Annotated in this window: 26 protein-coding genes, 1 tRNA gene and 3 pseudogenes; 20 read left to right on the top strand and 10 right to left on the bottom strand. The window is 51.6% G+C overall.

Features of this window, described 5'->3' with window-relative positions; translation table 11 throughout:
• Positions 1-75: 75 nt before the first annotated feature.
• From frsA to EC840_RS20580, 5 genes are all read left to right on the top strand, one after another.
• Positions 76-1,326 (top strand): esterase FrsA, encoded by a 1,251-nt coding sequence (gene frsA, locus EC840_RS20600; RefSeq protein WP_132966835.1) that lies wholly within the window; start codon positions 76-78, stop codon positions 1,324-1,326.
• A gap of 63 nt (positions 1,327-1,389) precedes the next feature.
• On the top strand, positions 1,390-1,791 hold the full coding sequence (gene crl, locus EC840_RS20595; protein ID WP_112290914.1) for a sigma factor-binding protein Crl: 402 nt from the start codon (positions 1,390-1,392) through the stop codon (positions 1,789-1,791).
• 123 nt (positions 1,792-1,914) lie between these two features.
• On the top strand, positions 1,915-3,018 hold the full coding sequence (proB, locus tag EC840_RS20590; RefSeq protein ID WP_112290913.1) for a glutamate 5-kinase: 1,104 nt from the start codon (positions 1,915-1,917) through the stop codon (positions 3,016-3,018).
• A 10-nt stretch (positions 3,019-3,028) separates the two neighbouring features.
• Positions 3,029-4,282 (top strand): glutamate-5-semialdehyde dehydrogenase, encoded by a 1,254-nt coding sequence (gene proA, locus EC840_RS20585; RefSeq protein WP_112290911.1) that lies wholly within the window; start codon positions 3,029-3,031, stop codon positions 4,280-4,282.
• A 158-nt stretch (positions 4,283-4,440) separates the two neighbouring features.
• Positions 4,441-4,516: transfer RNA gene (locus EC840_RS20580), tRNA-Thr, on the top strand.
• A gap of 35 nt (positions 4,517-4,551) precedes the next feature.
• On the opposite strand, the gene EC840_RS20575 is transcribed toward EC840_RS20580, so the two are convergent.
• Positions 4,552-4,809, bottom strand: coding sequence for a helix-turn-helix transcriptional regulator (locus EC840_RS20575; protein WP_132966834.1), 258 nt, complete (start codon positions 4,807-4,809; stop codon positions 4,552-4,554).
• 112 nt (positions 4,810-4,921) lie between these two features.
• Between EC840_RS20575 and EC840_RS20570 the strand changes: the two genes are divergently transcribed.
• The 3 genes from EC840_RS20570 (at position 4,922) to EC840_RS20560 (ending at position 6,706) form a co-directional block, all read left to right on the top strand.
• The gene (locus EC840_RS20570) at positions 4,922-5,179 is read left to right on the top strand and encodes a helix-turn-helix transcriptional regulator (protein WP_119822727.1); all 258 of its coding nucleotides are present in this window, start codon (positions 4,922-4,924) and stop codon (positions 5,177-5,179) included.
• A gap of 26 nt (positions 5,180-5,205) precedes the next feature.
• Complete coding sequence (locus tag EC840_RS20565; RefSeq protein WP_119822726.1) at positions 5,206-5,469, top strand: colicin immunity domain-containing protein; 264 nt, start codon at positions 5,206-5,208, stop codon at positions 5,467-5,469.
• Positions 5,470-5,671: 202 nt separating this feature from the next.
• A complete protein-coding gene (locus EC840_RS20560) occupies positions 5,672-6,706 on the top strand; it encodes a DUF5677 domain-containing protein (RefSeq protein WP_119822725.1) in 1,035 nt (344 codons plus the stop codon).
• A gap of 361 nt (positions 6,707-7,067) precedes the next feature.
• Here EC840_RS20560 and EC840_RS20555 read toward each other — a convergent pair whose 3' ends face one another.
• Together EC840_RS20555 and EC840_RS20550 are read right to left on the bottom strand one after the other, a co-directional pair.
• On the bottom strand, positions 7,068-7,715 hold the full coding sequence (locus tag EC840_RS20555; protein WP_132966832.1) for an HNH endonuclease: 648 nt from the start codon (positions 7,713-7,715) through the stop codon (positions 7,068-7,070).
• A gap of 15 nt (positions 7,716-7,730) precedes the next feature.
• Positions 7,731-7,952 carry a hypothetical protein gene (locus EC840_RS20550; RefSeq protein WP_120163233.1) on the bottom strand — a complete coding sequence of 74 codons (222 nt, stop codon included), beginning with the start codon at positions 7,950-7,952 and terminating at the stop codon, positions 7,731-7,733.
• Positions 7,953-8,168: 216 nt separating this feature from the next.
• Between EC840_RS20550 and EC840_RS20545 the strand changes: the two are divergent.
• Positions 8,169-8,255, top strand: a pseudogene (locus EC840_RS20545) (ash family protein); the annotation flags it as partial.
• Between the two features lie 46 nt (positions 8,256-8,301).
• Positions 8,302-8,562 (top strand): helix-turn-helix transcriptional regulator, encoded by a 261-nt coding sequence (locus tag EC840_RS20540; protein ID WP_132966830.1) that lies wholly within the window; start codon positions 8,302-8,304, stop codon positions 8,560-8,562.
• 41 nt (positions 8,563-8,603) lie between these two features.
• Here EC840_RS20540 and EC840_RS20535 read toward each other — a convergent pair whose 3' ends face one another.
• Positions 8,604-8,921 carry a hypothetical protein gene (locus tag EC840_RS20535; protein ID WP_047607407.1) on the bottom strand — a complete coding sequence of 106 codons (318 nt, stop codon included), beginning with the start codon at positions 8,919-8,921 and terminating at the stop codon, positions 8,604-8,606.
• 342 nt (positions 8,922-9,263) lie between these two features.
• Here EC840_RS20535 and EC840_RS20530 point away from each other — a divergent pair.
• Positions 9,264-9,452, top strand: a pseudogene (locus EC840_RS20530) (colicin immunity domain-containing protein); the annotation flags it as partial.
• A gap of 37 nt (positions 9,453-9,489) precedes the next feature.
• Positions 9,490-9,744 carry a bacteriocin immunity protein gene (locus EC840_RS20525; protein ID WP_113877975.1) on the top strand — a complete coding sequence of 85 codons (255 nt, stop codon included), beginning with the start codon at positions 9,490-9,492 and terminating at the stop codon, positions 9,742-9,744.
• Here the strand turns inward: EC840_RS20525 and EC840_RS25395 are convergent.
• Entirely contained in the window at positions 9,648-10,073 is a 426-nt protein-coding gene (locus tag EC840_RS25395) for a hypothetical protein (RefSeq protein ID WP_207914780.1), read from the bottom strand. The two genes, EC840_RS20525 and EC840_RS25395, sit on opposite strands and share 97 nt — an antisense overlap.
• Positions 10,074-10,388: 315 nt before the next feature.
• Here EC840_RS25395 and EC840_RS20515 point away from each other — a divergent pair, with 315 nt between their 5' ends.
• The 4 genes and pseudogenes from EC840_RS20515 to EC840_RS20500 all read left to right on the top strand — a co-directional run bounded on the left by EC840_RS20515 (position 10,389) and on the right by EC840_RS20500 (position 12,549).
• Positions 10,389-10,580, top strand: a complete 192-nt coding sequence (locus tag EC840_RS20515) for a hypothetical protein (RefSeq protein ID WP_243701105.1) — start codon at positions 10,389-10,391, stop codon at positions 10,578-10,580.
• 3 nt (positions 10,581-10,583) lie between these two features.
• Positions 10,584-12,113, top strand: coding sequence for an S-type pyocin domain-containing protein (locus EC840_RS20510; protein ID WP_132966828.1), 1,530 nt, complete (start codon positions 10,584-10,586; stop codon positions 12,111-12,113).
• On the top strand, positions 12,113-12,373 hold the full coding sequence (locus EC840_RS20505) for a hypothetical protein (RefSeq protein ID WP_112290906.1): 261 nt from the start codon (positions 12,113-12,115) through the stop codon (positions 12,371-12,373). The genes EC840_RS20510 and EC840_RS20505 overlap by 1 nt, the downstream gene beginning before the upstream one ends.
• Positions 12,363-12,549 (top strand): annotated as a pseudogene (locus tag EC840_RS20500) (CPCC family cysteine-rich protein). Before EC840_RS20505 ends, EC840_RS20500 begins: the two are co-directional and overlap by 11 nt.
• 127 nt (positions 12,550-12,676) lie before the next feature.
• Here the strand turns inward: EC840_RS20500 and paoC are convergent.
• From paoC to EC840_RS20480, 4 genes are all read right to left on the bottom strand, one after another.
• On the bottom strand, positions 12,677-14,875 hold the full coding sequence (gene paoC, locus EC840_RS20495; RefSeq protein ID WP_132966826.1) for an aldehyde oxidoreductase molybdenum-binding subunit PaoC: 2,199 nt from the start codon (positions 14,873-14,875) through the stop codon (positions 12,677-12,679).
• A gap of 3 nt (positions 14,876-14,878) precedes the next feature.
• Positions 14,879-15,829, bottom strand: coding sequence for a xanthine dehydrogenase family protein subunit M (locus tag EC840_RS20490; RefSeq protein WP_132966824.1), 951 nt, complete (start codon positions 15,827-15,829; stop codon positions 14,879-14,881).
• Positions 15,826-16,365, bottom strand: a complete 540-nt coding sequence (gene paoA / locus EC840_RS20485; RefSeq protein ID WP_132966822.1) for an aldehyde dehydrogenase iron-sulfur subunit PaoA — start codon at positions 16,363-16,365, stop codon at positions 15,826-15,828. Before paoA ends, EC840_RS20490 begins: the two co-directional genes overlap by 4 nt.
• A gap of 151 nt (positions 16,366-16,516) precedes the next feature.
• Positions 16,517-17,428: a LysR substrate-binding domain-containing protein gene (locus tag EC840_RS20480; protein WP_132966820.1), complete on the bottom strand. Its 912-nt coding sequence runs from the start codon at positions 17,426-17,428 to the stop codon at positions 16,517-16,519.
• A gap of 154 nt (positions 17,429-17,582) precedes the next feature.
• Here EC840_RS20480 and EC840_RS20475 point away from each other — a divergent pair, with 154 nt between their 5' ends.
• The 4 genes from EC840_RS20475 (at position 17,583) to EC840_RS20460 (ending at position 21,591) form a co-directional block, all read left to right on the top strand.
• A complete protein-coding gene (locus EC840_RS20475) occupies positions 17,583-19,070 on the top strand; it encodes a UbiD family decarboxylase (protein WP_132966818.1) in 1,488 nt (495 codons plus the stop codon).
• A 47-nt stretch (positions 19,071-19,117) separates the two neighbouring features.
• Entirely contained in the window at positions 19,118-19,837 is a 720-nt protein-coding gene (locus EC840_RS20470) for a DUF554 domain-containing protein (RefSeq protein ID WP_113877984.1), read from the top strand.
• 226 nt (positions 19,838-20,063) lie between these two features.
• Positions 20,064-20,297 carry a DUF333 domain-containing protein gene (locus tag EC840_RS20465; RefSeq protein WP_113877985.1) on the top strand — a complete coding sequence of 78 codons (234 nt, stop codon included), beginning with the start codon at positions 20,064-20,066 and terminating at the stop codon, positions 20,295-20,297.
• A gap of 136 nt (positions 20,298-20,433) precedes the next feature.
• The gene (locus EC840_RS20460; RefSeq protein WP_112290894.1) at positions 20,434-21,591 is read left to right on the top strand and encodes a M20 aminoacylase family protein; all 1,158 of its coding nucleotides are present in this window, start codon (positions 20,434-20,436) and stop codon (positions 21,589-21,591) included.
• An 86-nt stretch (positions 21,592-21,677) separates the two neighbouring features.
• Here EC840_RS20460 and EC840_RS20455 read toward each other — a convergent pair whose 3' ends face one another.
• On the bottom strand, positions 21,678-23,465 hold the full coding sequence (locus EC840_RS20455) for a methyl-accepting chemotaxis protein (protein ID WP_132966816.1): 1,788 nt from the start codon (positions 23,463-23,465) through the stop codon (positions 21,678-21,680).
• Positions 23,466-23,543: the final 78 nt, after the last annotated feature.

Raw genomic sequence — 23,543 nt, 5'->3', positions numbered from 1 at the left:
TGGTCGGGTTATAATCCCGTCCAGAAATGATCGCCTGCGGGCGACCTGCTGCTTGCTAACGGAGGATCTTGCATCATGGCTCCAGCCAACCTTACGGAAAAACTGTTTAAACCTTCCTTTAAATATCCGGAAACTTCGACGCTGGTTCGTCGCGTTCATCATCATAATACGCACCCGCCGATGCACACTGCGCTGGAAGGCGACACGGTAAATTGCTGGTACAGAACCATTAACCGCCTGATGTGGATGTGGCGGGGTGTCGATCCTTTAGAAGTCGAAGAAGTGCTGTCGCGGATTGCAGTTTCCAAAGCCGAGCACAGCGATCCGCTGTTGCTGGACACCGTCATTGGCTACCGTAACGGCAACTGGGTTTACGAATGGTCAAATCAGGCGATGGCGTGGCAGCAAAAAGCCGCAGAAGAAAAAGATCCGAACCTGGCCAGCGAATACTGGCTGAAGGCGGCGAACCTTTACAGCATCGCCGGTTATCCGCATCTGAAAGGCGATACGCTGGCAGAGCAGTCAGAAGTACTGGCCAATAAAGCCTTTGAGAAATCGTCAGAACATTCGCCGTATTCTCTCAAAGAGATCGAATTCAAAATTCCGGGCGGCGCGCCGATCACCGGTTTCCTGCACCTGCCGAATGAAGGCAAAGCGCCGTTCCCGACTGTTTTGGTGTGCGGCGGTCTGGATACCTTGCAAAGTGACCATCAGCGTCTGTTCCGTTCTTATCTGGCGCCGATGGGCATTGCGATGCTGACCATCGACATGCCGTCGATCGGGTTCTCGTCGAAGTGGAAACTCACCCAGGACACCAGCTTCCTGCATCAGCAGGTATTGCACCAGCTTGCCGATGTGGCGTGGGTCGATGCCAGCCGTGTCAGCCTGCTCGGTTATCGTTTTGGCGCGAACGTCGCTGTGCGTCTGGCCTATCTCGAACCGCGCCGTGTGTGTGCCGTTGCCACATTAGGCGCGCTGGTGCATTCATTGCTGAGCGATCCGAAATGTCAGGAACAGGTTCCCGATATGTATATGGATGTGCTGGCGAGCCGGCTGGGGATGTCGAGCGCGTCGGATTCGGCGCTCAAGACCGAACTTAATCGATATTCTCTGAAAATGCAGGGGCTGCTGGGGCGCAGAACGCCGACGCCAATGCTGGCCGCGTACTGGGAAAACGACATCTTCAGTCCGAAGGCGGAAGCCAGATTGATTGCGGATTCTTCATCTGAAGGCAAGCTATTACCGATTCAGAACGAGCCGCTTTATGAGCATTTTGACAAGGCTTTGCATGAGATTTGTGAGTGGTTGCAAAAGCATATGCGTTAACTTAATGGTTGCTAATTCCTAACGTTTTGCTAAAAAGGATCGTCTTTCTATGGAGGTTGTACTATGACGTTACCAAGCGGTCATCCTAAAAGCAGGCTAATGAAACGTTTCGGTACGCTGGGACCGTACATCAGAGAAGGAAAATGCGAGAACGACCGCTTTTTCTTTGACTGCTTAGCTGTCTGTGTGAACGTGAAGCCCGCGCCGGAAAAGCGTGAGTTCTGGGGCTGGTGGATTGAGTTGCAGGCTGAAGCCGAACGTTTTACCTATGTTTATCACTTCGGTTTGTTCGATAAAGACGGCATCTGGAAAGCGCAAAACATTAAAGATGCTGAAGTGCGTGAGAAGCTTGAGACGACATTGAAAGGGTTCCACAAGAATCTCAACAAGATGATTGAAGAGATGTCCCTCAAACTGGAACCTGCTGATGATTTCAGCGAAGAACCCGTAAAGCTCTCCGCCTGACTTTCTGTACTACCCATTCCCATACTGAATGCTGCTATTATAGCGTTATGCCGGTTGGCATAACGCTTCTCCCCTGTTAAAAAAGACACAGAAGCACTTCTTATTCACACTAATGGAACGATTATGAGTGGTAGCCAGACACTGGTTGTAAAACTGGGCACCAGCGTGCTCACTGGCGGTTCACGCCGCCTCAACCGTGCTCACATTGTTGAGCTTGTCCGCCAGTGCGCGCAGCAACATGCGGCAGGGCATCGGATTGTGATTGTGACGTCGGGCGCCATTGCTGCCGGGCGTGAACATCTTGGCTACCCCGAACTCCCCGCCACCATTGCTTCCAAACAACTGCTGGCTGCCGTCGGGCAAAGCCGTTTGATCCAGCTGTGGGAGCAATTGTTCTCTATTTATGGCATCCACATTGGTCAGATGCTGCTGACGCGTGCCGACATGGAAGACCGCGAGCGGTTCCTCAACGCCCGCGACACGATGCATGCGCTGCTTGATAACCATATCGTGCCGGTGATTAACGAAAACGATGCAGTGGCGACGGCTGAGATCAAAGTCGGTGATAACGACAATCTTTCCGCGCTGGCCGCTATTCTGGCCGGGGCCGATAAATTGCTGCTGCTGACCGATCAGCGTGGTCTGTTTACCGCCGATCCGCGCACCAATCCGCAGGCCGAGCTTATCCGTGAAGTCATGACGATTGATGACGAACTGCGCGGTGTGGCGGGTGACAGCGTTTCCGGGCTGGGTACCGGTGGCATGGCGACCAAATTGCAGGCGGCGGATGTCGCGTGCCGTGCGGGCGTCGATACCATTATTGCCGCAGGCAACCTGCCGGGTGTGATTGGTGATGTGATTAATGGCGTGTCCGTCGGCACACGTTTCCACGCGATGGAAACCCCGCTGGAGAACCGTAAACGCTGGATCTTCGGCGCACCGCCAGCCGGTGAAATCACCATCGACGACGGCGCGGTTTCCGCCATGATGGAGCGCGGCAGTTCACTGCTGCCAAAAGGTATCCGCGAAGTGAAAGGCGATTTCTCGCGTGGCGAAGTGATCCGCATCCGCAATCTGAACGGACGCGATCTTGCGCACGGTGTCAGCCGCTATAACAGCGATGCGATGCGCATGATTGCCGGTCATCACTCTCAGCAGATCAGCGAAATTCTCGGTTACGAATACGGCCCGGTTGCCGTGCATCGTGACGACATGATTGTCAGTTAAGGAGCCACAGATGCTTAACGAGATGGGCAAGGCCGCGAAAGCCGCGTCCTGGCAGCTCTCCACCCTCAGCACCGCGCAGAAAAATCGTGCGCTGATGCTGATGGCCGACATGCTTGAGGCCAACAGCCAGAGCATTATTCTTGCCAACGAACTCGACATGTCCGCCGCCCGCGAAAGCGGCATGAGCGAAGCCTTATTAGACCGGCTGCTGCTGACGCCCGCGCGTTTATCGGCCATTGCCAGCGACGTGCGCGATGTCTGCCGCCTGAGCGATCCGGTCGGGCAGGTGATTGATGGTTCACAGCAGGACAGCGGTTTGCGTCTCGAACGCCGCCGTGTGCCGCTCGGCGTGATCGGCGTGATTTATGAAGCGCGCCCGAACGTCACCATTGATGTCGCCAGCCTGTGCCTGAAAACCGGCAACGCCGTGATCCTGCGCGGTGGCAAAGAAACGCACCACACTAATCAGGCGACGGTTAACGTCATCCAGATGGCGCTGGAAGAATGCGGATTACCGAAAGCGGCGGTTCAGGCGATTGAAAGCCCCGATCGCGCACTGGTCGCAGAACTGCTGCGTCTGGATAAATACGTCGACATGCTGATCCCACGCGGTGGCGCGGCGCTGCATAAACTGTGCCGCGAACAATCCACCATTCCGGTGATCACCGGCGGTATCGGTGTGTGTCATACATTTGTGGATGAAAGCGCAGATTTCGACAAAGCGCTGACCGTGCTGGAAAGCGCCAAAGTGCAGCGTCCGAGCGCCTGTAACAGCCTGGAAACCGTGCTGGTGCATCAGGCGATTGCCGCCCGTTTCCTGCCGGAGCTGAGCGACAAAATGCACCGCGCTGGCGTGACGTTACACGCCAGCGAATCTGCAATGCCTTATCTGCAAAACGGCCCGGCGAAAGTGCTGGCGGTCACCGAAGAAGATTATTCAGATGAATGGCTGTCACTGGATCTGAACGTGACGGTTGTCGCCGATCTGGACGCCGCCGTGGCGCATATCCGCACCTACGGCACCGAACATTCCGATGCGATCCTCACGCGTTCTATCAGCAGCGCGGACAGGTTTGTACGTGAAGTGGATTCCTCGGCGGTGTACGTCAACGCCAGCACCCGTTTCACCGACGGCGGACAGTTTGGTTTAGGCGCAGAAGTGGCGGTCAGTACTCAAAAACTGCACGCCCGCGGCCCGATGGGATTAGAAGCCCTGACGACCTACAAATGGATTGGTTACGGCGACGATTTAGTCCGTCCGTAACATTCAGCACCGGTGGATTTTTAGTCATGAAGCCGGTGCTAATCCCCTATTTTGCATAGGGTGATGAGAAAAGCAGCAAACGCACTGCAGGGGGCTTGACGGCAGCGTCATATTTCACTAATTTAGCACCCCGTAGTCCCCCGGTAACACTCCAAAATGCCGACTTAGCTCAGTAGGTAGAGCAACTGACTTGTAATCAGTAGGTCACCAGTTCGATTCCGGTAGTCGGCACCATTTCTGCTTTAACTCTTGCATTATCAAACGACTAATTAATTCAAGCTCTCAGCTTTCTGTCTATTTTTTTCCCCTGTTTTCCCATCAAAATACCGACTCGGCCAGATCTCTTTTGCCTCAATCCCAATCGTCCTTGCAATGATCATTTCACCTTTTGGCCACGGTCTTGCAAGCGCATTGGAAAGCGTGGATGAACTTAATCCCGTGTCCCTCGAGACTGCTGCCATTGTTGTCCCTTTCTTTCTGATTGCGGCGATGATGTCAGCGGTATGCCAATCTTTTGAAACTGCCATGTAAGACCTCCGGATAATGGTGATTACTAAGTTATCCTTGGTATGCCCGGCGCTTAAAAATAACACAATAGAAAACTAAGAATAACTTAGTGAAAAGGTTGGCTCCGACATCATGTTGATCAAGAGACTCAAGGAAGCACGTTTGCGTGCAGGGCTTTCTCAATACAAGTTGGGTGTGCTTGCTGGTCTGGATGAGGCTTCATCAAGTGCGCGCATGAATCAGTATGAGAAAGGCAAGCATCAGCCAGATCAGGATACTGTCAGCCGAATAGCTAAAGTGCTGGATGTGCCTGTTGCCTATTTTTATGCCGAGGAAGACGAGCTTGCTGCGCTGATTATTCAATATCATGAAAGTAAAAAACAATCGTAGTCTGTTCAATTGCAGGATACCCAATAATGAGCCAGAAACTTTTAGCTTTCGCCAGGTCGTTTACTGATGACCATATCTCCGCTGTAGATTTCGCTGACCCCTATCAGATGTTATGGAAAGCGGAGGGTGAGAATGGTGATTTGCAGAAAGACAACGCTCAGGACAGTGAAAAATGTTCGACCATTTTCTGTCTCGCGGATCAATTCAATCCTGATGATGATCGTGACAAGGATGAGTTTGATGCTGATGAATTTAAAGCGCGGGTCAGGGCAGTTTTGGATGAGGAATAACCCTTGGGCGGCGGTCTGGCGTATCACTTTGTAGAAAATGAAAACTGAAAAAATTATGTCTTACAAAAACCGTAGGTGGGTACGGTAGTAGTGCAATTTTCGTCACTTTTATGATTTTATGTGTTAAATTTCACTTGTGTATTTTTATTCTATTCTGAACCATTTCGTAGGTTTTTATATGATATCCAGAAAGATTGAACAGATGTTTTTAGATAATGCAATGAAAATAGCAGAGAAGAATAATACAACTATCGATTATGTTTTTGAAAAACTTAAGGACAAGTTTGAGCCACTGCTTGATGAACTGGCAAACATTCACAATTCTGGATTGGAAAATAATAAATATGATTATTTGAAAACCCATCTTGATGAAATGAAAGGTTTTGAACAAAGGCTAAATAATACTTGGGGTCAGCCGTTGGGGCGCCTTGAAATGATGATCGTCATGTGTCGAGAACTAGGTTCAGAAGTTAATGACGAATTTAGAAGTGGAGATAGTAAAAGTTATAAGTTAGATGTGCTAACTAGGCTCCACGCACATTCATTACAAATAGCTTGTGAAATCATCCAGTTACTAAAGGGTGGGTTCGCAGATGGAGCCATGGCAAGGTGGCGGTCTTTGCATGAGTCAGCAGTTATATCTCGCCTAATATCAATGAATGAAGATTCATTGGCAGAAAGGTATTACTTCCATAAATTTATTGATGATTATAAGTTTTCTTTGAGTTATGGAGAACATTGTGAACGCCTTGGTTTCGAAGAGCTACATGAGTTATCTCTTAGTAAAATAAAAAACAAATATAATGAACTTTTAGATAAATATGGGGAGAGTTATAAAAGTGATTATGGCTGGTGTGTTGAGCTTTTTAATAAGAAAAAAGTTACATTTTTTGATGTGGAGTCTTTTGTCGGACTATCATATTTGAGGCCATTTTATAAATTTTCGAGCAATAGAGTTCACATTGGTTCGAAAAGCATAGGTTATAAACTAAGCTTGTCTTCATCATATAAAATTCGGGATGATGAAATTTTGCTTTCTGGGCCTTCTAACGAAGGATTAGTCGATCCAATGCAGTGTGCAGGATTATCGCTGGTTGATATTACTGACTCACTGCTATCTGTGATTCCAACTGTAGACTCTATGATTAGCACTAAAATTCTAACGATATGGAATGATAAGCTGCAACAAGAATTAATAGAGGCCAATGACGAATTGGAAGGAAAGCACACAAAATGACCAAGTGCTGAGGGCATGATCTCCTTGTGTTGTAAATTGTTTGATGGGGGTTCTTATGGGGGCATTTTTCTAGTTATTTTATAAAATCACATATAAAACAATTGATTGCTTGTACTTTCTATTCCGGTAGTCGGCACCATTTCTATCCTGTACTTTCTTGGTTTTTAATCCATTCGATATATTTCTATTTCGCTTCAGCACCTTTATTGCTTCAAAAGTTACGTAAGATTCCTTTTTTGCTGAGTGATTTTGATAGCATAGCCACATCTCAAAAAGTCAGAACAACCTGCGGGCAGAGCTGCGCATTAGCAACGTTAAGGTCATATTTTTCGCCTTGTATCATTGACACCATTAAGCCAGATTATCCATCCTTAGAAATAATCCCTTTAAGCTCTTCAGGAGTAAATGGGGGGATCCGTTTATGCAACATCGCATGGCAATTTGGGCAAACTGGGATGAGATCTTTTATCGGGTCAACTCGATAATTCTCTTTGATTGTTGAGAGGGGTATCAAATGATGGATATGAATAAATCCTTCGCCGATTTCGCCATATATCTTGCAGAAATCAATATTGCATACTTGGCAATTTGTACCGTGGTGGGCTATCGCGGACTTCCTTGCGTCAATATCCCTTTCATAAAGGTTAACAGTGATTTGTTTTGTCGAACCTTCCCAAAACTGATCGGTGCTATGTAATTCATCAGGATGATCATTATTCGTTGAAAAGTATGCTTTTCCCTTTTTAATTCTGATTTCGAAGCCTTGATTTGTAAGTAATTTCACGCATTTAGATTTTATTCCTCCTGTGAAATCCCCTGGAGTAAACTCAACTCCAGTCATTTTAGTCGCTGCAATACCCACGATGGCCTTTGGAGGGTAGCTTAGCCCATCATGCATAACGTCATAAATACGAGAAGCATCAAACTTGTGCGAGATGCCGCTGTTATAAGCGTGAATAGCCTCAATGATTTGCTGGCGTGAAATAAAATCGGGTAAAAGCTTCGGCATTTTTTCTCCTTAATATTATAGGGAATCGATCATTCCCAATTTCAGCAAAGATTTTTCTATTTCGCTTATCCATTCCTCAGGGCAGGGTTTCACACGTTTTTCAGGATCTTGTCGATTATGAGCTTGTCGTGTGGTCAAGCCATGCATTGCTTTGACATGCGCAATCCAGCAAGGAGTGTGAATAGTTTTACCCGTTCTGGACTTCACATCCGCAATTATTTCTTTATAAGTAGCCATCTTTTCCTCCATAAAAACTTCCTGGAATCCACCTCGCAACTTCAACGACTTACTTGGTCAGTCCTTCAGATTTACGATATAATCTACACCGCTGCGGCACAATCCGCAGCCGAGTTTCGCAGCTCGTGTAATCTGAAGGCGGCACCTCACGTTGAGAGTGCCGTCGCTTTGACGCAACTATTGAAAATGTGGCTGTAATCCACAAGCAGTATCTCAATGGTGGCTCAGGCGGGGCAGCCTTCGGGCTGGCCGGTAGCCTTCAGAACCGGTACTGCGAACCTCGTCTGGGCTACCACCAAAGGGTTTCGCAGCTCCCGTGGTAGTGATTAACTATCTGAAGGAGCAATCCATGAATACTCTCAACGACTGGCATCCCGCCGATATCATTGCGGCACTACACAAGAAAGGCACCACGCTGGCAGCGGTATCACGCGCTGCGGGGCTGAGTTCTTCTACGCTTTCCAATGCACTTTCCAGACCCTGGCCGAAAGGAGAGATCCTTATCTCTAAGGTAATCGGTGTGCCACCACAAACCGTCTGGCCGAGCCGTTATTATGACCGGCAGGGAAATCTGATTGAACGCTCGGTTCGTGTGCAGGATAAAGGGTAAGAACTTGAAATTGATGGCGGGGAATTTACCCCGCCATCAAGTTATATTGAAACTTCAACCTCAATATAATCAATGCACGTTTGTGCCCTGCTATGATTATTTGCCGTGTACCATTCACCTTCGCGAATAGTCACGCCTACAAGGCCTTCAATCGGGATGCATCTCCAATTGGTATCTGAACCAGGAAAAACCTGTCCTTTGCTGCTTTCGCCACCAAATTGATAGAAAAGAGCTTGGGGTTTACCTTTCTTTGTTCCTAATGCATGAGGGCACATCTCTCTAAAATAGTCTTGGTAATATGCAGTAATCTGTTTTTTTTCTCGAATTGCTTGTGCGATTAAATCATGAGTATTTACCATGTGAATCCTTTATGAATATAATATTATTAGCTAGATAACCATTTTTGGAAGGGTTATTACTGTAACGATACCTAGGGGGTGAGACTGAAAGTATATATTTTCATATTGAAACTATATCAAGGAATTTAAATTCCTTTTCGATGTTGTTCTTCGTTTTTCCTTGAGTCAAATTATAAATAGTGTAAATGTTATATTGATCTACTTTTTATTTTATTGAGTCAAAATTAAATTATTTTAACATGTGATTTTTTTACTATGGAAACAAAAATGAGCCAGAAACTTTTAACCTTCGCCAGATCATTTATTAATGGCGAAATCTCAGCCTAAGATTTTGCTGACCCTTATCAGATGTTATGGAAAGCTGAGGGTGAAAATGGCGATTCGCTGAAAGATAACTATCAGGACAGTGAAAAATGCTCGACCATTTTCTGTCTCGCAGATCAATTCAATTCTGATGATGATCGTGGCAAGGATGAGTTTGATGCTGATGAACTTAAAGCGCGGGTTAGGGCTGTCTTGGATAACGAATGACTCTCAGGTTCCACCTGAATACAGATAAAGGAAAAACATGCAGCTCAAAGATAAGTTTGAAGAGTACTCGGAAGCCGAATTTGTTGCGCTGGTGAAAGATATTTTCGACGTGCATGGCAGCGAGTCATATCAGGACAGTTTACTGGAAAAATTCAGTCGGGTTACCGGGCATCCTTCAGGGACTGATTTAATTTTTTATCCTGAAGGTGATAACCCAGTCACGCCAGAGAGTGTAGTTACCGAAATTAAACAGTGGCGGGCTTCTGTCGGGAAAACGTTGTTTAGAAGCTGACTGGTATCTGCGTCATCCGCATCCAGCGTCGCATCAATATGCCTCACAACATAGTTTTCAAATCCTGAATTGTAATTAATCGCAGATTGTAGTTTTGCGATATCCTGCCATTTATCGATAAGCATTCTCGCGATTGCTTCTGAATTTTCTTCAGCAATACTGCCATCGTCACATTGCGCGTAAGCGACGTAATTCTTTTGTATTGCTTCCCATGAATCCAGATTATCGACAGCTAAATCAGCAGCTTCAGCATAAAGTACAGTACAACGCTTTGCATGAGTAGTGCCAGAAATGAGAGCTAGTGACAGAACAATTAGGACAACTTTCATTCTATATCCATTCATTATCATGTGTTATTTTCTGCGATAGATGCGTTTTAATATCAAATTTATCTCGCTTGAAATAATTTATAAGGCTATTTGTGCCATAAATATTCAATATAGATTTCACCCAATGATGAGTTAATAGTGATGAATATGAATATTTGTTTTATCTGTTTGTATAAATAAGCAGAATAACTTAATGGAGTTATATATTTTGATTTAGCTCAATGTTTATGGGTTTATATTTATTGTTCGCTGTGAGTGTTTATTTAAGCTGCTTATTATACCGACTGAATTCACCTCAGCGGACGAAAAATAAATATGGAAATGCAATTCACTAATGAACTGAATCAGGAATTACTGGATGTCATTAATGCCTCACCTTTCACCGCTGAAGAGCTGGCTGAAATGGATGAAAGCGTGAGGGCTGTGGTGGAGGAACAGGCCGCGTTTGCCCGCCAGCAACCTGTGATTGCGATTTACCGGCTGGCGGTTTCGGGCAGCGGAGCATAACGGATGGGGTATCGCTCAAATTGTTATGGTCGCGGGCAGGCGCTGCACGGTGATAAAACCACCACGGGCGCGGTGTGCATCACCTCACTGCCGAATGCCACAGAGCACGGGCTTGGCGTGATCCGCATCGGGGATGTCACAACTGACTGCCCGAAATGTGGTCGTCGCGGAAAAATCACCAGCGGAGAGCCGCATTGCATCTATGACGGGCTTGCTTCTGCCGTGGATGGTTCGCAGGTTTTATGCGGGTGCCCGCCGGGAACAAACCGGGTTATCGCGCCAGCCGGACAATGGATGGGGAGAGGTAAATCACCTTCCGAACTGGCGCGTGAAAAGTGGGAAGCAGAGCGTGCCGCGATATTACGGGTTCAGACTGAGAAAGAAGCGGCAGAACAGGCCAGACGTTCGATGCCGGTGTTTGCGAAATCCGCGGAATGTGGCGCAGGAAATACCGAAGCACAAACCTGTGAGGAGCAGCATCATAACTTCGGGCGGATGTCTTACGGCGTACCGACGCCGGTCGCAGGCATAAAGCCCGAAATTGAGCAGCACGCGCAGGCAGCGAAGCGTAAGAAGTCAGCCGGTGATAAAACGCCGTGGTACAAAAAGATGTTTGGCGGGAAGGCTGATACGCCCGCACAGTCTGGCATGCCGCTGGCAATCCCTGTGGCAACGGGCGGAGGGACTGAGCTTATCGCATCGGGCATGAATGCCTTGCGCGGGGTGACATCGATCCGCTCCGGCAGCCTGTTCGTGAATCCTGTAGCTGTGGGTGTCATCGGAACCTTTTACTCGAACAAGCTGAACGCTGGTGAGAAAGATATTTTAAGCGACAGCCAGCTTGCGGCGCTGGCCGGAAAATCTGCCCCGACGCGGATCCGCTTTCAGTGGGTGAAGGATAAATATGGCCGGTTAACACCGGTGGCTTATCACACCGGCGCTGACAGCGGACAGGATCAGGTTCGTGTGCGCGCTATGCGGAGGAACACGTTCACGGGTAATTATGAGTTCTGGGCGGATGGCGCGGAAAAGCCCACCATCATCTGGACACCCGACGAGCTGGAGTTTAAAGCGCCCACTAATACCGGTAATCGTGACGAGCCGTATTTACCTTCGACCATCACCGTATTACCGTTACCCGGCGCGGAAGAAATGGGCAATACCTCAACCTCGCTGCCGATCCCGGATGAATCCTCATTTGATGATTACATCCTGGTCAATCTGCCGCATGGTATGCCGCCGATTTATATTTATCTGAGTAATGACCACAAATACCATGTGGCACCAAGAGGAAATCCTCCCTTGCCAGCATTTCCTGATGCTAAGAAAGCAGTAAGTAAGACCCTAATCAAGGGCGGAGGAAAGTTCCGGTATCGTTGGAAAGACTCAAAAAAGACGATCTACGAATGGGATTCTCAACATGGAACTGTCGAAGTTTATGATAAAAGCGGGCGTAATCATTTAGGTGAATTTGATCCCGTAACCGGCAAACAAACCAAACCTGCAGATCCATCAAGAAAGGTAGAAAAATAATGATTATTTACACGATAGATTTGTTTGATAAGCAAACGGAAGACTTGATTTTAGAGGTAAATATTCCCAAAGAAAATCTGGACCCTATTTCAAAAATAATGGGTTGGGATGAAGAGGATAAAATGGATTTCATTAATGGCGTTGCGGTGTTTAACGTGAACAAGGTGCAAGCTACATCCCTCGGTATACTATTTGAAACAATATTTGATACTGATAATTACATTATTCAGATGTCTGCAGGTGAAGACAATGACAGATGATTATCCTTGTCCATGTTGTGGTGAAAAAAGTATTCGAAGCTTTAGGTGAGCATGATATCTGTCCCAACTGTAATAGGGAGGATGACTCTTTTCAGTTTAAAAATCCTGACAGGCGTGGTGGAGCGAACAAAATGGGTTTGAATGAAGCTAAAGAGACTTTTGACCAAGGTAAATGATTATCAGCTGGTTTTCAAAAGAACAGATAGTCAATAAGTGGTGAATGCTGTTGCCTTTAGTAACCCCCCAAAATTCCCCCTGCCCGCAGCACCTCTCTGCGGGCAGGGAACTTTCTCACTTCCCCATTCAACCCAGTTCCGGCAGTCCCTCAATCAGTTTATCCAGCGTCACCGGATAATCCCGCACCCTGATGCCTGTGGCGTTGTAAATGGCATTGGCGATGGCGGCGCTGACGCCACACAGGCCCAGTTCGCCGACGCCTTTGGCTTTCATGGGGGAAGAAACCGGGTCGGTGTCGTCGAGGAAAATCACTTCCTGATCAGGGATGTCGGCGTGAACCGGCACTTCATAGGCTGCCAGATCGTGATTCACAAAATATCCCAACTCTTTATCGATATTCAGCTCTTCGGTCAGCGCCGCGCCGACGCCCATGGTCATCGCGCCGATCACCTGGCTGCGTGCCGTTTTCGGGTTAAGTATCCGGCCCGCAGCGCAGACCGCCAGCATGCGGCGGACACGGGTTTCGCCGGTCGCGATATCTACGCCGACTTCCACGAAATGCGCAGCGAAGGTCGATTGCTGAAACGTCTTGTCCAGCCCGCCGAACTCGATGGTGTCTTCCACGGTGAGGGTTCCGCTGGCTGCGGCTTTGGCGAGCGGGGCGGTGCGCTCGCCCTGACAAATCAGTTCATCGGTAAACACGGCGTCATCCGCATTAAACCCGAGCTTTTCAGCGACAGCTTCGCGCAGTTTCACGCAGGCGGCGTACACCCCGGCGGTAGACGTATTCGCACCCCACTGGCCGCCGGACCCGGCAGACACCGGGAAGTCGGAATCGCCCAAACGCACGACCACTTTTTCCAGCGGAACGCCCATCATCTCGGCGGCGGTCTGGGCGATGATGGTGTAACTGCCGGTGCCGATATCAGTCATATCGGTCTCCACCGTCACGATGCCCTGCGCGTCGAGATGCACCCGCGCACCGGATTTATCCAGCAGATTGTTACGAAAACCCGCCGCGACACCCATACCGATCAGCCAGCGTCCGTCACGAACCTGTGCCGGTGTGGCGTTACGCCGGTGCCAGCCGAATTTATCTGAGCCGGTGCGCAGGCATTCGATCAACTGACGACGTGAAAAGAAACGCTCGGTATTGAGCGGATCGACCTGCGTGTCGTTCAGAATACGAAACTCCACCGGATCAACGCCGGCTTTCTCCGCCACTTCGTCGATAGCGATTTCCAGCGCCATCAGACCAGGCGCTTCGCCGGGAGCGCGCATGGCGTTGCCTTCGGGCAGATCCAGCTGTGCCAGCCGTAACCCGGTCAGCCGGTTTTTGCCCGCATAAAGCAGTTCACTCTGCTGCACAGCTGTCTCCGGTGTACCGCCGGGCAGGTTGCCCGACCAGCTTTCATGCGCGATGGCAGTGATGCGGCCTTTTTCATCAGTGCCGATGCGGATGTGCTGAATAGTGGCCGGACGGTGCGTGGTGTTATTAGGGATCAGCGGTCGCGGCAACATCACTTTCACCGGTCTGTTCGCGGCACGCGCCGCCAGTGCCGCCAGCACGGCATCGCTGCGCAGAAACAGTTTGCCGCCGAAACCGCCGCCGATGTATGGCGAAATCACCCGCACCTTCTCTTCGGGAATATTCAGCGTTTTGGCAAGTTCACTGCGACACCAGGCGATCATCTGGTTCGAGGTGCGCAGGACCAGCTTGTCGCCTTCCCAGACGGCCAGCGAGGCGTGCGGTTCCATCGCCATATGGCTCTGATCCGGCGTCGTATAAATGGCGTCATGTTGCACCGGTGAGGCAGCGAAGGCGCTGGCGAAATCACCTGCGGTTTTGTCTGGCGTATCTTCCGGCGGCGTGGTGACGGCAGGCTTTTGCTCTGCCAGGCTGTACGCACCTTGTTCACGCTGGTAATCAACGTGGATCAGTGACGCGGCGGCGCGTGCCTGTTCGAAGGTCTCCGCGACCACCACAGCAATCGCCTGATGATAGTGTTCAATCTGCGGGCCGCCGAGCAGTGTGGCGGCGTTCATGTCGCCTTTGCCCAGCTTACCGGCGTTGGCCGCCGTGACGATCGCCAGCACGCCGGGTGCGGTTTCGGCGTCATGCAGATCCATCGCGATGATACGGCCTTTGGCAATGGCGGCACCAAGGACATAGCCATAGGCTGCGCCCGGTACTTCATCCTGCCATTCATAGGCGTAGGGCGCGGTGCCGGTGGTTTTTAGCGGACCGTCGATGCGGTCATGCGCACGACCGACCACTTTCATCTGGTCGATCGGATTGTCAGTTGCAGGCGTGTCGAATTTCATTTGTTATGCCCTCGCTTCAGTCAGCACGGAGGCGAGCGTTCGCTTCGCCAGTATCAGCTTGAACGCATTCTCAGGTGTCGGTTGCGCAGCGGCGAACAACCGCGCGTAAACCTCTCCCGCACCGTTCGCCACCTGTGCATCGGCTTCTGCCAGCCTCCAGGGTTTATGCGCCACGCCGCCGAGTGCGACACGACCAGTGCCGTCGGGCTGTACGATGGCAGCAACGGACACCAGCGCAAAAGCGTAAGAGGCGCGGTCACGGACTTTGCGGTAAACATGCGTGCCTCCCGCAGGGGGCGGCAGGATAACGGCGGTGATCAGTTCACCTGTGGCCAGCACGGTTTCCAGATGTGGCGTATCGCCCGGTGCAAGGTAGAAGTCGGCCAGCGGAATGAGGCGCACCGCGCCGTCAGGGTTGATGGTTTCCACTACGGCGTCGAGCAATTGCATCGCGACGGCCATGTCGCTCGGGTGTGTGGCGATGCAGGCTGCGCTTGCGCCGACGACGGCATGCTGGCGGCTGAAGCCCCTGATGGCCGCACAACCACTGCCTGGCTGGCGTTTATTGCACGGCTGGTTGGTATCGTAAAAATACGGGCAGCGGGTACGCTGGAGCAGGTTACCGGCGGTAGTCGCCTGATTGCGTAACTGGCCGGAGGCTCCCGCCAGCAGTGCCCGCGACAGCACGGCATAGTCGCGGCGGATGCGTAAATCAGCGGCCAGATCGGTATTACGTACCAGCGCGCCAATGCGCAAGCCGCCGTTGCCATCGGGTTCAATGGTATCCAGTGCCAGACCGTTGACGTCGATCAGATGGGAAGGTTGCTCGATCTCAAGTTTCATCAGATCCAGCAGGTTGGTGCCGCCCGCAATAAATTTTGCACCGGGATGCTGTAAGGCACTGCTGGCGGCGTCGGCGGGTGTCTTCACCCGTTCATAGGTAAAAGCCTTCATGGTTTTTGCCCTCCGGCGACGTCTTCAATCGCGGCAAGAATGTTGGAATACGCGCCGCAGCGGCAGATATTGCCGCTCATACGTTCGCGGATTTCTTCTGCGGTACGCGCAGGAGGGGAAACCAGATCCAGCGTGACGTGGCTGGGAATACCACTTTCGATTTCCTGCAACACGGCGACTGAGGAGCAGATCTGCCCCGGCGTACAGTAACCGCACTGGTAGCCGTCGTGTCTGATAAATGCGGCCTGCATCGGATGCAGGTTGTCAGGCGTGCCAAGACCTTCAATAGTGGTGACGTCGGCGTCCTGTTGCATCACCGCCAATGTCAGGCAGGAGTTGATACGGCGGCCATCGACGATAACGGTACAGGCACCGCACTGACCGTGATCGCACCCTTTTTTAGTGCCGGTCAGTTGCAGGTTTTCGCGCAAGGCGTCCAGCAGGGTGGTGCGTGTATCCACGACCAGCTGGCGGATCTGGCCGTTCACTTTCATTTTAAGGTGGGACTGATGTGTTTCATTGTCATGGTTGCTCATGCCAGACCTCCGGTATTACAAAATTTGAATCCAAAAAGGGGGTGACTTCGCGGGTGCCTTTGCGGCATTTTTTTATCACGAAGCCTTAAGCATAGTCGGCGATGGCGTTGGGATTAATCCTGAAGTCCGGCTTCTTCAGTTTGTTCCTCTTTTAGTCCTGCTTTTTTCCCTTAACTGGCTTCGTCAGTTCCCGCGCATAACGGATGAAATCCGCCAGAGCTTTGTTTTTCAGATGCCGCTGCCAGCTGAGCGTCAGCGTGGTGGTCGCACCGGGATCGGTCAGGAAGCAGTAATTCACATCGGGGATCATCACCGAACGCTGGGTTTCCGGGACTAACGTCACGCCCATGCCCATCGATACCAGCCCGATCGCTACCGACACATCGCGTGTGAACTGAATTTTCTGCGGCACAAATCCGGCCTGCTGGCAGGCGTTAAGTGCTGACCAGCCGAGGCCGACACCCGGCGGATCTTTCTGGATAAGAAACGGAGAGTCCGACAACGAGGATAGGTCGATTTTTTGTCCTGAACAGGCCGGATGGTCGCGGGGCAGTACGGCGATCAGCGGACGGGTAGCAACGTCGAGATATTCCAGCTCAGGAAACTGCGGCACCGGTGCACGCACCAGCGCGATATCCAGCTGATAATTGAGCAAAAGTGTTAGCTGCTCGTGAACGTTATGTTCTTCAATGACGATATCAATATCGGGTTTATGTTTGCGGTAACCATTAATTAACAGCGCGAGGGCCGGATCCAGAATCGACGATCCGACATAACCCAGTTTGAGTTGTCCTTTATGTCCAAGCCGCAAACTGCGGGCGTTCTCAAGGAATTTCTCGTAGTGGGTGATGGCGATGCGCGCTTCTTCTACCAGTTGCTGCCCCTCGAAGGTCAGCGCCACATGGCGCTTATCACGGGTGAAAAGGGGGATCCCCAGAGACTGTTCCAGTGCCTTTATTTGCTGGCTTAATGCGGGCTGGGCGATGTTCAGTTGCAGTGCAGCTTTACCAAAATGCAGCACTTCCGCCAGCACCACAAACGAGTGTAATTGTCGGTAATCCATATGTCCTCCGGTGCATTTCCTCATAATAATCCCTTATTAAAAAGCCGCGTATTGTTATTGGACTCTTATCACCCATTCTTTGCAAACTGGCGGGGTAGCGGCGATGAACAGCAGGCCGCTGTATCCTCAATGACATGAATTAAAGGGGCATGAGATGTCTGAAGAAAAAACAAAAGTGACTGATCTTCGTTCCGCGCTGGAGGTGTTGAGCCAGTACGACGACGAACTGATCTACACCGATGAACCTGTAGACCCGATTGCGGAGTTATCCGGTGTATACCGCTACGTTGGCGCACACGGCACCGTCAAACGTCCGACTCAGGTGGGGCCGGCGATGATCTTTAATAAGGTCAAAGGGTATAACGACATGCGGGTGCTGATTGGCCTGCTGTCTTCCCGTAAACGTGTGGCGCGTCTGTTTGGCACCACGCCGGAAAATCTGGCGTTTATGCTGAAAGATTCCGTATCGAATCCCATCCCGCCGATTGTTATTCCGCGTGAAAAAGCGGTCTGTCAGGAAGTGGTGCATCTGGCGACCGATCCGGATTTCGACATTCTGAAAATTCTGCCAGCTCCGACCAATACGCCGGAAGATGCGGGCCCGTATTTCACCCTCGGCATGTGCTACGCCGCCGACCCTGAAACCGGCGAGCATGACGTCACCATTCACCGTCTGTGCGTGCAGAGCAAAGATGAAATCTCCATGTATTTTGTGCCTGGCCGCCATCTGGATGTGTTCCGTCAGAAAGCCGAAGCCGCAGGCAAAGCGCTGCCCATCACCATCAGCATCGGCGTTGATCCGGCGATTGAAATCGGTGCGTGCTTTGAGCCGCCAACCACACCGCTGGGCTTTGACGAACTGTCTATCGCGGGCAGCCTGCGTAATCAGGCCGTCGAACTGGTGGATGCCCTGACCGTCAATGCGCGCGGTATTGCCAACGCCGAAGTAGTTATCGAAGGTGAACTGGTGCCGAACTACCGTGTTCGCGAAGATCAGAACACCAATACCGGTAAAGCGATGCCTGAATTTCCGGGTTACACCGGTGCAGCACAGGCCGAAGTGCCGGTGATTAAAGTGAAAGCCATTACCCACCGCCGCCATCCGATCCTGCAAACCTGTATCGGCCCGAGCGATGAACACACCAATATGGCCGGTATCCCGACCGAAGCCAGCATTTTGCAAATGGTGGAACGTGCGCTGCCGGGCTTTGTGCAGAACGTTCACTGCCCGTCACCGGGTACCGGTAAATACCTCGCGGTGTTGCAGGTGAAAAAACGCTTTGCGGCGGATGAAGGTCGTCAGCGTCAGGCCGCACTGCTGGCGTTTGCTGCTTTCTCTGAGCTGAAACATGTGATGCTGGTGGATGAAGACGTTGATATTTTCGATCTCAACGACGTGATCTGGGCGATGACCACCCGTTATCAGGGCGATGTCAGCACGGTCTTTATTCCCGGCGTGCGCTGCCATCCGCTTGATCCGTCTTCCGATCCGGCCTTCAGCCCGTCGATACGCGACCACGGTATTGCCTGCAAAACCATTTTCGACTGCACAGTACCTTACAACCTGAAAGCGAATTTCCAGCGCAGCGAGTTCCTCGACGTGGATGTGAACCGCTTTATTCCAGGCTTTACTAAAAAATAAGAAGGCAGCGGCGGAACTATGAAGTTAATGACCAGGAGTAATAACTCATGATTATCGGACCTTATATCAACGGTTCCGCCGTATTGCTTGGCGGGATTGTCGGCGCGTTACTCAGTCACCGGCTGCCGGAACGTCTGCGGACGTCGATGCCGCTGATTTTCGGTGCGGCCTCGATGTGTATGGGCGTCGTGCTGGTAGTTAAAGTCAGCCACATGCCGGTGATGGTGCTGTCAGTTATCCTCGGTGCGCTGCTGGGCGAACTCTGTTATCTGGAGAAGGGCATCGGCAAGCTGGGCAGTAAAGCACGCAGTCTGGTGGAGGTTTTTGTGAAATCCGATCCCGGTGATCAGGCGTCTCAGGAACAGTTTCTGCAAAGCTACGTGGCGATTATCGTGCTGTTTTGCGCCAGCGGTACCGGGATTTTCGGTTCCATGCATGAGGGCATGACCGGTGATACCAGCGTGCTAATCGCCAAATCGTTCCTCGATTTGTTCACCGCCGCTATTTTTGCCACCACACTCGGTTTCGCCGTGGCGGTGGTCGCGGTGCCGCAGCTCATCATCCAGTTGCTGCTGGCGTACGGCGCAGTATTTATTCTGCCGCTGACCACGCCGGAAATGCAGGCGGACTTCTCCGCCGTCGGCGGTGTATTAATGTTCGCCACCGGTTTCCGTATTTGCGGCATCAAAATCTTCCCGGTCGCCAATATGCTGCCAGCGCTGATCCTTGCCATGCCAATATCAAGCTTATGGGTTCATTTCTTCTGATTCAGACCATTTCCGCTATCACCCGCCACTCAGCTTCTTCTGGCAGAGGCGGCGGTTGCCGCCTCCTTCGTGTTTGCGAACCGTGGCGAAAACGACATTGTCCTGAAAGCTGAACGCCTGATAAACGAAGCCAAAACAGCACGCCTTTTAAGAATACGGGAGTAGATAACCGGAAGCGGCGGGGAATAGAATCCTCCGTCGCTTATTCTTTTTATGAAGGCTCGTTATGAAAAAACTCTTTTTTATCATCATGGTTTCAGCACTGGCGGGTTGTGTCAGTGAGCACCCTAAACCGGAAAGGCATCAGACCGGGATGGCGAATCCGGCGGCAGTCTATTGTCATGAGAAAGGCGGCAGATCGGTGAGTGTGCAAACGCCGCACGGTGTCCGTGCCGACTGCGTATTTGCAGATGGCCGGGGTATCGATGAATGGGAACTGTACCGCAGGGATCACGGATAATAATCAACGAGCCAGGCACAGGCAAACAACCCGATTTCACGTTTATCTGTTCACGACGGGATGTGATACTTTGAACCCATTAGCGTGCCGGTGAGAGCAACTCATCGCTTTGGATTCAGAACAGCACAGAGGGTTTATGGCGGTCATTTCCCAACACATTATTGAGCAGGCAAAACACTGGCGCAGGGACTTCCATATGCGCCCGGAACTGGGGCTGAATGAACATGGCACCGCAAAAATAATCAGTGAGCTGTTGCTGTCATTTGGTCTTGAAGTTCACACGGGGATTGCGGAAACCGGCGTTATCGCCACGTTGCGAAACGGCGAAGGGCCGTCCATTGGCTTGCGCGCAGATATCGATGCGTTACCTATTCATGAACTGAATGATTTCGCTCACCAGTCGCAAAACCCGGGGCTGATGCACGCCTGCGGTCACGACGGGCATACGTCGATTTTGCTGGGGCTGGCAAAACATCTTAGTGAGAACCGCCATTTTCGCGGCACGGTGCATTTCATCTTCCAGCCAGCAGAAGAGAATTTCGGTGGCGGTGAAATGATGGTGAAAGAAGGGCTGTTTGAACGCTTCCCGATGCAGGCGGTTTACGCGCTGCATAACTGGCCGGGCTTGCCGGTCGGCGAAGTGGCAGTCAGTCAGGGGCCGATGATGGCGTCGCAGGACAATTTCTATATCACCCTCACCGGAAAGGGCTGCCACGCGGCGATGCCTGAACTTGGTGCCGATCCGGTGGTGGCTGGCGCGCAACTGATTTTATCTCTGCAAAGTCTGATTTCACGCCGTCTGTCGCCGCTGGAACAAACGGTGATCAGCCTGACCCAGCTTCAGGCCGGTGAAGCCATCAACGTGATCCCGGAAACGCTGCAAATGTCGGGAACACTGCGTTGCCTGAGCAGTAAAACCCGTGAAACCTGCTGGCAGCTGATTGAGGAATACGTCAAAGCGGTGCCGCAGCCGTTTGGTGTGAAAGGGGAAGTGCGCTGGGAATATGGCTATCCGGTGACGCAAAATCATGCGGCGCAGGCGGATATTGTGCGTGTCGCGGCAGAGAACACGCCGGGCATTCAGAAAGTGCATTTCAACAATGCGCCGTCGATGGCCGCCGAAGACTTTGCCTATTTACTCGAAGCCTGTCCGGGCGCGTACTTCTGGTTAGGTGCCGATGGCGCTACGCCGTCAGCGTCTTTGCACAGCCCGCGTTATGACTTTAATGACGATATTATTCCGCTGGGTATCGGCGTGCTGACGACGTTGGTTGAGCGTGAACTGAAAGCATAACGCCCGCGCCGCGCATACAAAAAGGCCGGACATTTTACAGATGTCCGGCCTTTTTCATGATATTGACCCGTCCTGATTAGCGTTGATTACACCCGGAAATGCCCCACGGCGATCGCCAGTCCGGTTGCCTGTTCCTGCAACGCCGACGCGGCGCCGGTGGATTGCTGAACCATCGCCGCGTTCTGCTGCACCATGCCGTCGAGCTGGGTGATGGCGCGGTTAATTTCGTGAATGCTCTGCATCTGTTCCTCAGACGCGTGAGTGATTTCCAGCATCGCGCTGCTGACATTCGCCACATTACTGACGATCTCACTCATGCTGTCGCTGGCCAGCCGGACCTGCGCTGAACCCGATGCCACGCTGCTGACGGTAGATTCGATCAGCACTTTGATCTCCTTCGCCGCCTGTGCGCTGCGCTGTGCCAGACTGCGCACCTCGCTGGCGACCACCGCAAAACCACGGCCTTGTTCCCCTGCGCGTGCGGCTTCTACCGCGGCATTCAGCGCCAGAATATTGGTCTGGAAAGCGATGCCGTCAATAACGCCGGTAATATCGCCGATTTTCGACGACGCCGTTTCAATGCTTTCCATTGTCGTGATGACTCTGGTCACCACTTCGTCACCGCGTGTGGCGGCTTCAGAGGCCGATCGCGCCGTGCCGGACGCCTGTTTAGCGGAACTCGCCGACTGAGAAACCGTGGCAGTGATTTGCTCCAGCGACGCCGCTGTTTGTTGCAGGCTGGCCGCCGCGGATTCGGTACGCCCGGACAAATCGTTATTCCCTGCGGCAATTTCATCGGCGGCAATTTTGACCGATTCGCTGGTGGTGCGGATCTCCGACATTACCTTGCTGAGTTTATCGACAAAGGTGTTGAACGCCTGCGCGATTTGCGTCACCTCGTCGTGGCCGTCCGTTGGCAGACGTTGCGTGAGGTCATCTTCGCCGGAACTTATGGCGTTGAGTGTATCCCGCACCACAGAAAGGCGGCGGAAGGATTTGCTGATAATCAGCCCGATCACCGCAGCGGAGAGCAACACAATCACCATCAGCGTAATCACCGAAGACGTCAGCAGGGATCGCATACCCGCCGTGGACTCTTTCTGATCCTGCGCCACCAGCGTATACCATTCCGTGCCTGCCACCGGCATGGCGCGCACGCGTTTCACCACACCATTGAGTTCAATATCCTGCGGTGAATTCACCGCTAACAGCGCCGGTAAATCCACGCCTTGCGCCAGTGCAGTAAAGGGTTTCAGCGCCAGACTGGCGTCAGGATGTGCAATGATGACGCCGGATTTATCCACCAGCATGCCGAAACTGCCCGGCGTCGGATGAACGGTATTAACGTTATTCACCACGCTGTCCATCGACACATCGCCCGCCACAATTGCTTTCAGCGTGCCAGATTCCATGACAGGCACGGCGAAAGTCACCACCAACTTACCGGTTCCGGCATCAATATACGGTGGCGTGGCAACCGGATGTCCGGCGTCGGCTGCCTGCGTATACCACGGGCGACCGGTCGGATCGTAATCTGCGGGCACACCGGTCGGATCGGAGAACTTCGCGGTTTTATTCGCGTATCCGACGTAGACGTTAGTAAACCCACCTGCGCTGGCGATCTGTTTGAGAACCGGGATCGGATCTTCCGACAGCGCAACCTGTTGCAGTGAATCGATCATCCGTGTTTTAGAACTCACCCAGTCGCTGATCCCTTGCGTGTGGCTGGAGGTCAGCGCGTTCAGCGTACTGTCAGTCGCCTGACGGTTGTATTTGTTAGCAACGGTGTAACTGAGGAACGTATTGATAACCAGCGAGCACGCTACGATGGCGATACAGGCGGTGATAATGCGCGAACGGATAGTCTTTAGCATGAGCGTTTCCCTGGAAGGAATCTTAAGTTTTTGGTATCGGCAGGAAAGGGAAAAACTTGAAGTCGATCACAAAAAAGT

It is taken from the genome of Rahnella sp. JUb53, from assembly GCF_004346065.1.
Taxonomy (GTDB): Bacteria; Pseudomonadota; Gammaproteobacteria; order Enterobacterales; family Enterobacteriaceae; genus Rahnella; species Rahnella variigena.
This window is presented reverse-complemented; position numbering and strand designations above follow the sequence as displayed.